This is a genomic window from Pseudonocardia sp. P1, assembly GCF_000178675.2.
Lineage (GTDB): Bacteria > Actinomycetota > Actinomycetes > Mycobacteriales > Pseudonocardiaceae > Pseudonocardia.
Window position 1 is genome coordinate 665,407 of sequence record NZ_ADUJ02000001.1, and the last position, 13,645, is coordinate 679,051.

At 74.7% G+C, this 13,645-nt stretch carries 11 protein-coding genes; 8 read left to right on the forward strand and 3 right to left on the reverse strand.

Annotated features, from left to right (window positions below; translation table 11 throughout):
• The first annotated feature begins 5 nt into the window (after positions 1 to 5).
• From PP1_RS02630 to PP1_RS02665, 8 genes are read left to right on the forward strand one after another with little or no spacing between them, the layout of a single operon-like run.
• On the forward strand, positions 6 to 950 hold the full coding sequence (locus tag PP1_RS02630) for an ABC transporter permease (protein ID WP_010226324.1): 945 nt from the start codon (positions 6 to 8) through the stop codon (positions 948 to 950).
• Positions 947 to 1,846, forward strand: coding sequence for an ABC transporter permease (locus PP1_RS02635; RefSeq protein WP_010226326.1), 900 nt, complete (start codon positions 947 to 949; stop codon positions 1,844 to 1,846). Before PP1_RS02630 ends, PP1_RS02635 begins: the two co-directional genes overlap by 4 nt.
• A complete protein-coding gene (locus PP1_RS02640; RefSeq protein WP_010226327.1) occupies positions 1,843 to 2,856 on the forward strand; it encodes an ABC transporter ATP-binding protein in 1,014 nt (337 codons plus the stop codon). The genes PP1_RS02635 and PP1_RS02640 overlap by 4 nt, the downstream gene beginning before the upstream one ends.
• Complete coding sequence (locus PP1_RS02645; protein ID WP_010226329.1) at positions 2,853 to 3,860, forward strand: ABC transporter ATP-binding protein; 1,008 nt, start codon at positions 2,853 to 2,855, stop codon at positions 3,858 to 3,860. Before PP1_RS02640 ends, PP1_RS02645 begins: the two co-directional genes overlap by 4 nt.
• Positions 3,857 to 5,134, forward strand: a complete 1,278-nt coding sequence (locus tag PP1_RS02650) for a CaiB/BaiF CoA transferase family protein (protein ID WP_010226331.1) — start codon at positions 3,857 to 3,859, stop codon at positions 5,132 to 5,134. The genes PP1_RS02645 and PP1_RS02650 overlap by 4 nt, the downstream gene beginning before the upstream one ends.
• Positions 5,131 to 6,282 (forward strand): acyl-CoA dehydrogenase family protein, encoded by a 1,152-nt coding sequence (locus tag PP1_RS02655; RefSeq protein ID WP_010226333.1) that lies wholly within the window; start codon positions 5,131 to 5,133, stop codon positions 6,280 to 6,282. Before PP1_RS02650 ends, PP1_RS02655 begins: the two co-directional genes overlap by 4 nt.
• A complete protein-coding gene (locus PP1_RS02660) occupies positions 6,279 to 7,364 on the forward strand; it encodes an acyl-CoA dehydrogenase family protein (protein ID WP_075314204.1) in 1,086 nt (361 codons plus the stop codon). The genes PP1_RS02655 and PP1_RS02660 overlap by 4 nt, the downstream gene beginning before the upstream one ends.
• Positions 7,361 to 8,158: an enoyl-CoA hydratase/isomerase family protein gene (locus PP1_RS02665; RefSeq protein ID WP_029239251.1), complete on the forward strand. Its 798-nt coding sequence runs from the start codon at positions 7,361 to 7,363 to the stop codon at positions 8,156 to 8,158. Before PP1_RS02660 ends, PP1_RS02665 begins: the two co-directional genes overlap by 4 nt.
• 136 nt (positions 8,159 to 8,294) lie before the next feature.
• On the opposite strand, the gene meaB is transcribed toward PP1_RS02665, so the two are convergent.
• From meaB to PP1_RS02680, 3 genes are read right to left on the reverse strand one after another with little or no spacing between them, the layout of a single operon-like run.
• Positions 8,295 to 9,305: a methylmalonyl Co-A mutase-associated GTPase MeaB gene (meaB, locus tag PP1_RS02670; protein WP_010225525.1), complete on the reverse strand. Its 1,011-nt coding sequence runs from the start codon at positions 9,303 to 9,305 to the stop codon at positions 8,295 to 8,297.
• 13 nt (positions 9,306 to 9,318) lie between these two features.
• Positions 9,319 to 11,529 carry a methylmalonyl-CoA mutase gene (gene scpA, locus PP1_RS02675; RefSeq protein ID WP_050802219.1) on the reverse strand — a complete coding sequence of 737 codons (2,211 nt, stop codon included), beginning with the start codon at positions 11,527 to 11,529 and terminating at the stop codon, positions 9,319 to 9,321.
• Positions 11,530 to 11,552: 23 nt separating this feature from the next.
• A complete protein-coding gene (locus PP1_RS02680; protein ID WP_010225521.1) occupies positions 11,553 to 13,502 on the reverse strand; it encodes a methylmalonyl-CoA mutase family protein in 1,950 nt (649 codons plus the stop codon).
• Positions 13,503 to 13,645: the final 143 nt, after the last annotated feature.

Here is a 13,645-nt window from a genome sequence, read left to right on the forward strand (position 1 = left end):
TTCCCATGCTCGGCCTTCTCGTCCGCAGGCTGGCGTTCACCGTCCCGATGCTCGTCGTCGTCAGCTTCTGCGTGTTCAGCCTGATCGTCCTGGTGCCCGGCGACCCCGCGGTCGCCCTCGCCGGGGAGAACCCCGATCCCGCACAGATCGCGGCCGTACGGGAGCGGCTCGGTCTCGACGACCCGTTCCTCCTGCAGTTCTGGAACTGGTTCTCCGGGGTCGTGCAGGGCGACCTCGGGCAGTCGCTGTTCTCCAGCCAGCCGGTGTCCGAGGCGGTGTTCTCGCGGCTGCCCGCCACCCTGTCGCTGGCGCTGCTGAGCCTCGCCGTCGCGCTCGTGCTGGGTGTCACGGTCGGTGTCGTCGCCGCGATGCGGCCGGGCAGCCGGCTCGACCGGGTGGCGACGTTCGCGGCCAGCCTCGGCGTCGCCGTCCCGTACTTCTGGGTCGGCATGATCCTCGTGCTGCTGCTGGCGATCAACGCGGCGATCTTCCCGGCCGTCGGCTACGTGCCGCTGACGGAGAACCCGCTGCAGTGGTTCCTGCACCTCGTCCTGCCCGCGACGGCGCTCGGTCTCGCCCCCGCGGCGGTGATCGCCCGCCAGACCAGGGCCGGGATGACGGGCGTGCTGCGCGAGGACTACGTCCGCACCGCGACCGCGAAGGGGCTCCCGCCGGCGCGCGTCGTCGGGCGGCACGCGCTCAAGAACGCCGCCGTCCCGGTGGTCACCGCGTTCGGCCTGGAGGCGAGCCGTCTCATCGGCGGGACCGTCGTGATCGAGCAGCTGTTCGCCCTGCCCGGGCTCGGCAGCCTGGCCTACACCTCGGTGTTCGCCCGGGACTTCCCGATGGTGCAGGGCGTGCTGCTGGTGGTCGCGGCGCTGGTGCTGCTGATCAACCTGCTCGTCGACCTCTCCTACGGCTACTTCGACCCGAGGATCCGGCAGTCATGACGACCACCGCGCCCACCGCCGCGGCCGGTACCGCCGCCGCGCCCGCCGTCCCCGTCCGTGCCGGGTTCTGGCGCCGCTTCCGGGAGAACCGGCCGGCGTTCGTCGCCCTCGTCGTCCTGGGGCTGCTGGTCGTGGGATCCCTGGCGGCCCCGCTGATCGCGCCCTACGCACCGGAGGCGATCGACGTACCGCGCCGGCTGTCGCTGTCCACGCCGGACCACTGGCTGGGCACGGACGCGCTGGGCCGGGACACCTTCACCCGGCTGCTCTACGCCGGGCGGGTGTCCCTGTTCGCCGCCGCGCTCGCCGTCGCCATCGCCACCGTGATCGGCGTGCCGCTGGGCCTGCTCGCGGGCTACGTCGGCGGCCGGGTCGACTGGCTGCTCGGCCGGGCCGGGGACGTGCTGATGACCTTCCCGGCGATCGTGCTGGCCATCGCGATCATCGCCGCCACCGGGCCGGGCCTGCAGAACGCGATGATCGCGCTCGGTGTCGTCTACGCGCCGCGGCTGTTCCGGGTCGCGCGGGCGTCGACGCTCCAGGTCCGCGCGCAGACCTACGTCGAGGCCTCGATCAGCATCGGTACCCCGGCCTGGCGGATCGTCGTCCGGCGGGTACTGCCGAACATCGCCTCACCGGTGCTGGTGCAGGTCTCGGTGATGCTGGCCGCGGCGCTGCTGGCCGAGGCCGCGCTGAGCCTGCTGGGGCTCGGTGTCGTCCCGCCCACGCCCAGCTGGGGCGTGATGCTCGGCAGCGGGTTCCGGGAGATCCGGTCCACTCCCCTGCTGGTGTTCTGGCCCGGCGTCGCGATCGCCGTCGCCACCCTGTCGTTCAACCTCATCGGTGACGGGCTGCGCGACGCCCTCGGCCGACGTACCAGGAAGGCCGGATCATGACCGCACCTGCCGCCCCCGCCCGTGCCGGGACCCTGCTCGGCGTGGACGACCTGCACGTCGAGTTCGTCACCGATCACGGGTGGTCGACGGTCGTCGCCGGGGTCTCGTTCGACGTGCGCGAGCGCGAGATCGTCGGCCTCGTCGGGGAGTCGGGCTCGGGCAAGACCGTGACCGGCCTGTCCGTCCTCGGGCTGCTGCCGCGCGGCGTCGGCCGGATCGCCTCCGGGGCCGTCCGGTTCGGCGACCGCGACCTGTCCGCGCTGTCCGGGCGGGAGCTGCGGGCGGTGCGCGGCAACGAGGTGGCGATGGTCTTCCAGGAGCCGATGACCAGCCTCAACCCGGCGTTCCGGATCGGCGACCAGATCGCCGAGACCGTCCGGCTGCACCGCGGGGTGTCCCGCCGGGCCGCACGCGAACGGGCCGTCGAGGTGCTCGACCTGGTCGGCATCCCGCACGCCCGGCGCCGCGTGGACGACTACCCGCACGAGTTCTCCGGCGGGATGCGGCAGCGGGCGATGATCGCGATGGCGGTCAGCTGCGAGCCGCGCCTGCTGATCGCCGACGAGCCCACCACCGCACTCGACGTCACCATCCAGGCCCAGGTGCTGGAGCTGCTGGCGACGATGCAGCGCGATCTCGGGATGAGCGTGCTGCTGGTGACCCACGATCTCGGCGTCGTCGCCGAGGTGTGCGAACGGGTCGTCGTGATGTACGCCGGGCAGGTCGTGGAGCGGGCCGGGGTCGGTGAGCTGTTCGACCATCCGCGCCACCCCTACACCGAGGGGTTGCTGGCGGCGATGCCGCAGCTGGGGTCGAGGGGGCAGCGGCTGCCGTCGATCCCGGGGCGCACCCCGGAACCGTGGGCGATGCCCCCGGGCTGCCGGTTCGCGCCGCGCTGCGGCCGTGCGACGACGGTCTGCGGGGAACCGCCACCGCTGGTCACCGCCCGGCCCGGGCACCTCTCGCGCTGCGTCCGGCACGACGAGCTGACCCTGCGCGGTGCCCGGTGACCGGCGGCGGAGCGGCCGGTCTGCTGGAGGTCGACGACCTGCGCGTCACGTTCGGGTCCCGGGGCCTGCGCGGCCGCGGGCGGACCCTGCGCGCCGTCGACGGCGTCAGCCTGCGCCTCGCGCGCGGGCAGACGCTCGGGCTGGTCGGCGAGTCCGGCTCCGGCAAGTCCACGCTGGGGCGGGCCGTGCTGCGGCTCGTCCCGGTGGCCGGCGGGCGGGTCCGGCTGGACGGCACCGACCTGACCGCGCTCCGCGGGCGGGCGCTGCGCGACGCCCGCCGGACCATGCAGATGGTGTTCCAGGACCCGTACTCGTCGCTGGACCCGAGCGCGGTGATCGGGGACAGCATCGCCGAGCCGCTGCGCGAGCACGAGGGCCTGTCCCGGCGCGACGCCGCGAGCCGGGTCCGCGCGCTGCTCGACGTCGTCGGGCTGCCCGCGAGCCACGCGGACCGCTACCCGTACGAGTTCTCCGGCGGGCAGCGGCAGCGCGTCGCGATCGCCCGGGCGGTCGCGCTCCACCCGAGCCTGGTGGTGTGCGACGAGGCGGTGTCCGCACTCGACGTGTCGACCCAGAACCAGGTGATCAACCTGCTGGAGGACCTGCGGGAGCAGTTCGGGCTGTCCTACCTGTTCATCGCGCACGACCTGGCCGTGGTGCGGCACATCGCGCACACCGTCGCCGTGATGTACCTCGGTCACGTCGTCGAGACCGGCCCCACCGACCGGGTCTACGACGCGCCGGCCCACCCCTACACCCGCGCCCTGCTGTCGGCGATCCCCGCGACGCACCCGGGACGGGCGGGGACCGGGACCCGCATGCTGCTCTCCGGCGACCTGCCCGACCCGGCGGACCCGCCCGCGGGCTGCCCGTTCGTCACCCGGTGCCCGTTCGCGATGGACGTCTGCCGGGAGACCCCGCCCGCCATGACCCCCGTCCACGGCGGCGGCGAGGTCGCCTGCCACCTGGAGACCGGCGTCCCGGCCGGGGCGGTCGCGCCGTGACGGGCGCGCTGGACGGGATCACGGTCGTCGAGTTCGGGCAGTTCGTGTCCGTGCCGTTCTGCGGCCAGCTGATGGCCGACGCGGGAGCCCGGGTGATCAAGGTGGAACCGCCCGGCGGGGACTCCTACCGGAGCTCGCACGAGCTCGCGCCCGGCGAGAGCCGCCAGTTCGCGATCAAGAACCGGGGCAAGGAGTCGGTCGCGCTGGACCTGGGCCACCCCGACGCCGGCGAGGTCGTCCGCCGGCTCGCCGCGCTCGCCGACGTCGTGCTCGTGAACATGAGCCCGGCCGCCGTCGCGCGCCGCGGCCTGGACGCCGCGACGCTGTCCGCGGTGAACCCGCGGCTCGTGCACGGGGCGGTCACCGGCTACGGCACGGTCGGCCCGGACGCGGGGCTGCCCGGGATGGACGTCGTGGTGCAGGCGCACTCCGGGCTGGTCGCGGCGCTCGGCGCCGAGGCCGACGGCGTCCCGCGGCACAGCGAGGTGCAGGTCGCCGACTACGCGTCGTCGCTGCTCCTGCTCGCCGGGGTGTCGATGGCGCTGGTCGCCCGCGACCGCACCGGTCGCGGCCAGCCGGTCGACGTCTCGCTGCTCGGTGCGGCACTGACCCTGCAGAACAACCAGTTCTCGCACGTCGACGCCGTCGACGGGTGGCGCGCGGCGTTCGTCGCCGACGAGCTGCCCCGGCTGCGCCGCGCGGGCGCCGGCCGGGACCGCATCGCCGCCGCCCGGGAGGCGCACCAGCCCGACCGGCTCACCCTGACCGGGCACTACCGGGTGTTCGGCACCGCGGACGGCGCCATCGCGGTCGGGGCGGGCAGCCCGCCCACCCAGGAGCGGCTGGCCGCGATCGCCGGGATGCCGGTGGACCGGCTGCGGACCGGCACCGAGGCCGTCCGCGCCGACCTGGCGGCGCTCTTCGTCACCCGCGACAGCGCGGAGTGGGTGACGCGGCTGCGGGAGGTGGCGATCCCGTGCGCCGTGGTGCGGGCCCTCGACGAGGTGCTGACCGACCCGCACGTCGAGGCCGAGGGCCTGGTCGCCGACGTCGAGCACCCGGCGATCGGCCGCTACCGCGGCCTCGGCGCACCCATCCGGTTCGGCGGCACCCCGTCCGAGCCGACCCGTCCCTCGCCGCCGTTCGCGGCGCACACCACCGCCGTGCTCGACGAGCTCGGCTTCACCCCGGCCGAGGCCCGCCGCCTGCTGCGCTCCGGCGCGGCGGTGGCCCGCCCCCGCCGCACGGACGACCGGAGCAGGAGCAGCGCATGATCTTCACCCCGACCGTGCTGACCGAACGGGAGGAACAGCTGCGCCACGAGGTGCGCGGGTTCCTCGCCACCGAGCTGCCGCCGGACTTCCGGCCCGGGCTCGGCCTCGGCGGCGCGCACGACCCGGAGTTCTCCCGCCGTCTCGCCGCCCGCGGGTGGGTGGGCATGGCGATCCCGCGCGAGTACGGCGGTCAGGGGGCCACTCCGGTGGAGCGGTTCGTCGTCGTCGAGGAGCTGCTGGCCGCGGGCGCACCGATCGTCGCGCACTGGGTCGCCGAGCGGCAGACGGCGCCGACCCTGCTCGCGTTCGGCACCGAGGAGCAGCGCCGGTGGTTCCTGCCCCGGATCGCGGCCGGCGAGTGCTGGTTCTCCCTCGGCATGAGCGAGCCCGACGCGGGCTCCGACCTGGCGTCGGTGCGGACCGCCGCGACGAGGGTGGACGGCGGCTGGACGGTGAACGGCACCAAGATCTGGACGAGCGCGGCGCACCTCAACCACTTCTTCGTCGTGCTGTGCCGCACCTCGCCGTCCGACGACCGGCACGGCGGCCTGTCCCAGCTGATCGTCGACCTGCACGCGCCCGGGATCACGGTGTCCCCGATCCGGTTCCTCGACGGCGGACACCACTTCAACGAGGTCGTCTTCACCGACGTGTTCGTGCCCGACGACATGGTGCTCGGCGAGATCGGCTCGGGCTGGCACCAGGTCACCTCGGAGCTGGCCTACGAGCGGTCCGGGCCGGACCGCTACCTGTCGGTGTTCGGGCTGCTCACCGCGTTCGTCCGGGAGTGCGGCGACCGGCTCGACGACGCCGGGCGGTCCGCCGTCGGCCGGGCCGCCGCGACGCTGTGGACGATCCGGCAGCTGTCGCTCGCCGTGGCCCGCTCGCTGGAGCACGGTGCCGCGCCGGCCGTGGAGGCGGCACTGGTCAAGGACATCGGGACGGTCCACGAGCAGGAGGTGGTCGAGGCGCTGCGCCACGTCGCGGAGCTGGAGATCGACCCGGGATCGCCGGGGATGTTCGGCCGGCTGCTGGCCGAGGCCGTCCTCACCGGTCCGTCCTTCACCCTGCGCGGCGGGACCACCGAGGTGCTGCGCAGCATCGCCGCCCGGGGCCTGTCGGCGGAGTACGCGGGGGCACGGCGATGAGCGGGGCGCGCAGCGACGCGGACCTCGTCGGCGAGGCCGTCGCGGACGTGCTGCGGGACCGCTGCACCGCCGAGGTCGTCGACGCCGCCGAGGAGACCGGCTGGGCGGGCGGCCTGTGGGCGACGACGGCGGACGGCGGCTTCCCGTGGGTGTCGGTCCCCGACACGGCGGGCGGTCCGGCGGTCGGCGGCACCGTCGCCGAGGCGTGCGCGGTGCTGGAGCAGATCGGCCGGTTCGCCGCGCCGCTCCCGGTCGCGGAGACCGGGCTGCTCGGCGGGTGGCTGCTGGCCGCGTCCGGCACGGACGTCCCGCCCGGCCCGGTGACGACGGCGTCCACCGGGGTCGCGCTGCGCCGCGAGGGCGCACGCCGGGTGGTGGACGGGACCGTCGCCCGGGTGCCGTGGGCGCGGTCCGCGCAGCGGCTGGTGCTGCTGGCGCGCTCCGACGACGGCCCGCAGGTCGTCACGGTCGACCCCGCACGCGCCCGCGTCGAGCCCGGTCAGAACCTCGCCGGCGAGCCGCGCGACACCGTGCACCTGGACGGCGTCGCCGTCGACGAGGCCGCGCCGGCACCGGACGGCGTCACCCTCGCCGCGCTGCGCCGCCGCGGGGCGCTGTCCCGGGTGGCGCTCGTCGCGGGTGCGGCCGGGCGGGTCCTGGAGCTGACCGTCGGCTACACGAACGACCGGCACCAGTTCGGACGGCCGGTGGCCCGGTTCCAGGCCGTCGCCGCACATCTGGTGCGCCTGGCCGAGCAGACCGAGGCGGTGCGGATGGCCGCCCGGGTCTGTGCCGCCAATGCCACGGCCGCACCGGGGGGCACCCCGGCGGAGTTCGACGTCGCCGCCGCCAAGACCGTCGCCTCCGCGGCGGCCGGGACGATCGCGGCGGCCGCCCACCAGGCCACCGGGGCGATGGGGATGACCCGCGAGTACGAGCTCGGCCGCCTCACCCGGCGCCTCTGGTCGTGGCGCGAGGAGTACGGCGCGGAACGGGAGTGGAGCACCCGGCTCGGGGCGTCCCTGGTCGCGGGCGGGCCGGACGCGCTGTGGCCGTCGATCGCGCGGGGAGCCGTGGCGTGAGCGCGCCGACCCGCACGGAGAACGGCCTCGACGTCCGCGTCGCCGGCCGCGTCGCCACCGTCACCCTGGACCGGCCGGAACGCCTCAACGCGCTGTCGGCCGGTCTGCAGGCCGACCTGGTGCAGGCCTTCGACCGCTTCGACGCCGACGACGACGTCTGGGTCGTGGTCCTCACCGGTGCCGGGTCGAGGGCGTTCAGCGCCGGTGTCGACCTCAAGGAGGTCCGCGAGCACGACGACGGGGCCGGGAACGGGCTGCGGCCGATGGGCGGGACCTCCCGCAACGTGTTCGAGACCGTCCTCGAGTGCGGCAAGCCGACCGTCGCCGCGCTCAACGGCTGGGCGCTCGGCGGGGGCTGCGAGCTGGCACTGGCCTGCGACATCCGGATCGCGGCCGACCACGCCCGCATCGGGCTGCCCGAGGCGAGACGCGGCATGGGCGCCAACTTCGGGGTGCACCTGCTGTCCCGCACCGTGCCGCGCGGCATCGCCTACGAGCTGCTCTACACCGGCGACGACATCGACGCGGCCGAGGCACACCGCTGGGGGCTGGTGAACCACGTCGTCCCGGGCGCCGAGCTCGCCGCGCACTGCGCCGCGCTGGCCGGCCGGATCGCCGGGAACGCGCCGCTCACCGTGCGCCGGTACAAGGCGGCCGTCGGGAGGGGCGGCGAGCTCCCCCTCGCGTCGGCGCTGCGGCTGTCGGTGGGACCGGACCCGTACACCAGCGAGGACCGCGTCGAGGGGGTCGCGGCGTTCGTGGAGAAGCGCCGCCCGGTGTGGCGGGGCCGGTGACCACGGCGCGTCCGCCCGGCCGGCCGCCACCGCCGAGGAGCACCCGCAGCGGCCGCCGCCCGCGCAGGACGTCAGCGCAGGACGTGAGCGCAGGACGTCAGCGCAGGACGTCAGCGCAGGACGTCAGCGCAGGACGTCAGCGCAGGACGTCGAGGATGGTCTGCGCGGCGAGGGTCGGTGTGAGCCCGCCGGTGCGGACGTCGGCGGTCAGCTCCGGCAGCCGCTGCTTCAGCTCCGGGTCGTGCACCACCCGGTCCATCAGCCGGTCCCGCACCATCTGCCACATCCAGTCGACCTGCTGGTCCGCGCGCCGGGTCGCGAGCTCGCCGGCCTTGTCCAGCGCCTCGCGGTGCTCGCCGACCTTCTCCCAGACCGTGTCCAGGCCCATGCCGGTGTGCGCCGAGCAGGACAGCACCGGGGTGCGCCAGTGCGCGGACGCCGGGGTCATCATGTGCAGCGCCCCGGCCAGCTCGCGGGCCGCCGCGCGGGCGTCCTGCTCGTGCTTGCCGTCGGCCTTGTTCACCGCGACGACGTCGGCGAGCTCCAGGATGCCCTTCTTGATCCCCTGCAGGGCGTCGCCGGTCCGGGCGATCGTGAGGAACAGGAAGGTGTCGACCATGCCGGCGACCGTCGTCTCGGACTGGCCGACCCCGACCGTCTCCACCAGCACGACGTCGTAGCCGGCGGCCTCCATGACCACCATCGTCTCCCGGGTGCGCCGGGCGACCCCGCCCAGCGTGCCCGCCGACGGCGACGGCCGGACGAAGGCGTCCGGGTCGGTGGCCAGCCGCGGCATCCGGGTCTTGTCACCGAGGATCGAGCCACGGGTCCGGGTGGACGACGGGTCCACCGCCAGCACCGCGACCCGGTGCCCCTGGCCGGTCAGCCGGGTGCCCATCGCCTCGATGAACGTCGACTTCCCGACCCCCGGGACCCCGGAGATGCCGACCCGGACGGCGTCGCCGGACTTCGGCGTCAGCTCCAGCAGCAGCTCCTGGGCCGCCCGCTGGTGGTCGGGGCGGCTGGACTCGACCAGCGTGATCGCCCGGGCCAGCAGCGTGCGGTCTCCGTCGAGGACCCCGCGGGCGAGCGCGGCGGGGTCCGGGACGCGGCCGGCGGCGCGGCCGGGCCCGGTGGATCCGCCCATCAGTCGCTGCCCATCAGTCGGCGAACACGCTCCCCGCCGCGGCGGGGGCGTCACCGTCGCCTGCACCGTCACCGGCGCCGTCGCCGTGGCCCAGGGCCGCCGACAGCTTTCCGAGCAGGTCCACCGCCGCCTCGGCGATGACCGTGCCGGGCGGGAAGACCGAGGCGGCACCCATGTCGAGGAGCTCCGGGACGTCGGCGGGCGGGATCACGCCGCCGACCACGACCATGATGTCCTCGCGGCCCAGCGCGGCGAGCTCGCTGCGCAGCTCCGGGACCAGCGTGAGGTGCCCGGCGGCCAGCGAGCTGGCGCCGATCACGTGCACGTCGGACTCGGCGGCCTGCTTGGCGACCTCGGCCGGGGTCTGGAACAGCGGCCCGACGTCGACGTCGAAGCCGATGTCGGCGAACGCCGTCGCGATCACCTTCTGGCCGCGGTCGTGGCCGTCCTGGCCCATCTTCGCGACCAGGATCCGGGGCTGGCGGCCCTCGTGCTCGGCGAACTCGGAGACGAGCTCGCGGGCGCGGTCGATCGCCGGGTTCTGCCCGGCCTCCTCGGAGTACACACCGGAGATGATGCGGATCTGACCGGCGTGGCGCCCGAAGACCTTCTCCAGTGCGTCGGAGATCTCCCCGACGGTGGCCTTGTTGCGGGCCGCGTCGACGGCCAGGCCGAGCAGGTTGTCCTCGGCACCGCGCCGCGACCCCTCGGCGATCTTCTCGGCGACGCCCGTCAGCCTGCGGAGCGACTCGTCCAGGGCACGGTCGTCGCGCTCGGCCCGCAGCTTCTGCAGCTTCTCGAGCTGCTCGCGGCGCACGTTCGCGTTGTCGACCTTGAGGACGTCGATCTGCTCGTCGGCCTCCAGCACGTACTTGTTGACGCCGATCACCGGCTGGCGGGCGGAGTCGATCCGGGCCTGGGTGCGGGCCGCGGCCTCCTCGACGCGCATCTTCGGGATGCCGGCGTCGATCGCCTCGGCCATGCCGCCGGCCTTCTCGACCTCGTCGATGTGCGCCCACGCGCGCCGCGCGATGTCGTAGGTCAGCTTCTCGACGTAGTAGCTGCCGCCCCACGGGTCGACGACGTTCGTGGTGCCGGACTCCTGCTGCAGCAGCAGCTGGGTGTTCCGGGCGATCCGCGCCGAGAAGTCGGTGGGCAGCGCGAGCGCCTCGTCGAGGGCGTTGGTGTGCAGCGACTGCGTGTGGCCCTGGGTGGCGGCCATCGCCTCGACGCAGGTGCGGACGACGTTGTTGTAGACGTCCTGCGCGGTCAGCGACCAGCCCGAGGTCTGCGAGTGGGTCCGCAGCGACAGCGACTTCGCGTTCTTCGGGTCGAACCGGTGGACGAGCTTCGACCAGAGCAGGCGCGCGGCCCGCATCTTGGCGACCTCCATGAAGAAGTTCATGCCGATCGCCCAGAAGAAGCTCAGCCGCGGCGCGAACTTGTCGATGTCCAGCCCGGCGTCGACGCCGGCCCGCAGGTACTCCACGCCGTCGGCGAGGGTGTAGGCGAGCTCCAGGTCGTTCGTCGCCCCGGCCTCCTGGATGTGGTACCCGGAGATCGAGATCGAGTTGAACTTCGGCATCTTCGCGCTGGTGAAGCCGAAGATGTCGGAGATGATCTGCATCGACGGCTGCGGCGGGTAGATGTAGGTGTTGCGGACCATGAACTCCTTCAGAATGTCGTTCTGAATGGTTCCGGTCAGCTTGTCGGGGCTCACCCCCTGCTCCTCCGCCGCGACGATGTACAGCGCGAGCACCGGCAGCACGGCGCCGTTCATCGTCATCGAGACCGACATGCGGTCCAGCGGGATGCCGTCGAACAGCTGGCGCATGTCGAGGATCGAGTCGATCGCGACACCGGCCATGCCGACGTCGCCGGCGACCCGCGGGTGGTCGGAGTCGTAGCCGCGGTGGGTGGCCAGGTCGAACGCGATCGACAGGCCCTTCTGGCCCGCGGCGAGGTTGCGCCGGTAGAAGGCGTTCGACTCGGCCGCGGTGGAGAACCCGGCGTACTGCCGGACCGTCCACGGCTGGTTCGTGTACATCGTCGGGTACGGGCCGCGCAGGTACGGCGTGATCCCCGGGTAGGTGCCCAGGAAGTCGAGCCCGTCGAGGTCGCGGGCGGTGTACAGCGGCTTGACGCCGATGCCCTCCGGCGCCTCCCAGGTGGGGGCGGACCCCGCCCAGTCCGACGACGGCGTCGTCGCGGGGCCCAGGGGCACCGAGGTGAAGTCGGGAATCTGCGTCACTTCGATCCCTCCAGGGCGGTACCGGTGCGCGCTTCCAGCGCGCTGAACACGTCGTCGATCACGGCGAGGGCGTCGCAGCCGGCGAACAGGTACCCGTCGACACCGGGCACGTCGTCCTTCGGCTTCCCCGCCAGCAGGATGCGGGTCGCGCCGGCCTCGCGCAGCGCGGCGGCCGTCGCGCCGGCGCGCTCGTCGTAGAGCGCGTCCGACGAGCAGAGCACGGCGACCGTGGTCCCGGCCCCGCGGAACGCGTCGGCCACGTCCTGCACGGACTCGGTCGGGCCGGCCTCGGTGGCGTCGATCCCGCCCGCGGCGAGCAGGTTGCGGGTGAACCCGGCGCGGGCCGTGTAGGTGGCCAGCGGGCCCAGCGTCGCCAGGAACGCGGTGGGACGGCTGCCGGTCGCCTCCAGCACGGCGTCCGACCGGTCGCGGTGGACCTCGTAGGCCTCGGCGGGCCGGTAGAGGGGCAGGCCCCCGCGCCGCACCGGCTCGGGCAGCGGTGTCCGTTCGACCGGGCGCTCGTGGAGGTCCGGGAACTCCGAGACGCCGGTCAGCGGGACCTTCCGGCGGGCGACGTCGGTCTCCCGGCGGGCCCGCACCTGCGCCACCTTCTCCGCGACGAGGCCGGATTCCAGCGCGGCGACGGCCCCGCCGGCGGCCTCGATCTCCTGGAAGAAGGCCCAGGCGGCGGCGGCGAGGTCCTCGGTCAGGTGCTCCACGTACCAGGAGCCGCCTGCCGGGTCGATCACCCGGGCCAGGTGCGACTCCTCGATCAGCAGGCTCTGGGTGTTGCGCGCGATCCGGCGGGAGAACGGCTCGGCCGCACCGAGCGCGGCGTCGAACGGCGGCACGGTGACCGCGTCGGCGCCGCCGACACCCGCCGCGAACCCCGCGACGGTGCCGCGCAGCATGTTCACCCACGGGTCGCGGCGGGAGAACGACGCCTCCGACACCACGGCGTGCTGGCGCTGGGCGACCTCGGTGGTGCCGCTGGCCTCCAGCACCCGCGACCACAGCCGGCGCGCGGCGCGCAGCTTCGCGATCGTCGGGAACTGCTCGGGGGTGGCGGCGTAGCGGAACTCCAGCACCCGGGCCGCGGCGGCGACGTCGAGCCCGGCCGCGGTGAGGGTCCGCAGGTAGGCGACGCCGGCCGCGAGCGACCAGCCCAGCTCCTGGCCGTCGGAGCCGCCCGCCTCGCGGACCACGGTCGCGTCGACGGTGACCGCGGCGACCTTCGGGAACGACTCCGCGACCCGCCGGGCCGGCTCGACGACCGTCTCCGGCTCGCCCGCCGCACCGGCGGCGGACCCGGCGCGGGCGCGCAGCCCGATCGGGTCGACGCCGAGCGAGCCGAGCAGGTCGGCGTCCTCGACGCCGTTCCGGGCGGCCAGGTCGAGGTAGGCGTGCGCGGCGGGGACGGCGTCGGTGCCGGCGTCCAGCGCGACCGCGGCGAGGTCCAGGTAGACCCCGTCGAGGGTGCGCGCGAGGTCCGCGACCGGGACACCGCCCTCGCCGACCCGCAGCCAGATCGAGTTGACGCCGCACTCCAGGTCGGCGAGCAGGGCCTCCCGGACGGCGGCGGTGTCGGTGCCCGCGTGCCGCTGCCGGATGTCCCAGCCCTCGGGCACGTGACCGTCGGTCAAGGCGCCGCGGGTGAAGGGCCACGAGCCCGGGACCCCGGTCTCCGGCAGGCCCTCGACGTCCTCGGCGGCGTAGAGCGGCGCGACCCGGAAGCCGTCGGCCGAGGTCCGGGTGAGGGTGTCCACCCCGGCCCCGGGCTCGGCGTCGTCGGTGATGCGGCCGGACTTGCGCACCACGCCGTCCGCGGCCGCCGTCCACTGCTCGCGGGTGACCGGGTCGAAGCCCCCTGCCAGGACGAGCTCGTCCGGCTCCACCGGGGCGTCCGTGTCAGGTGCGCCGACCGCTCCGCGGTCGCTGTCCGTCATCCGCTCAGTATCTCCTCACCGGCCCGCGGGGCGGCCTCGTTGCCCGCCGGGGCGACGCCGTCGCGGCGTCACCGAAGTCGTCGGGAGTGTAGTGACGGGCCGGCACCGTGCGGTCATAGGTGTGGCGAGGCGCGCACGGGCTG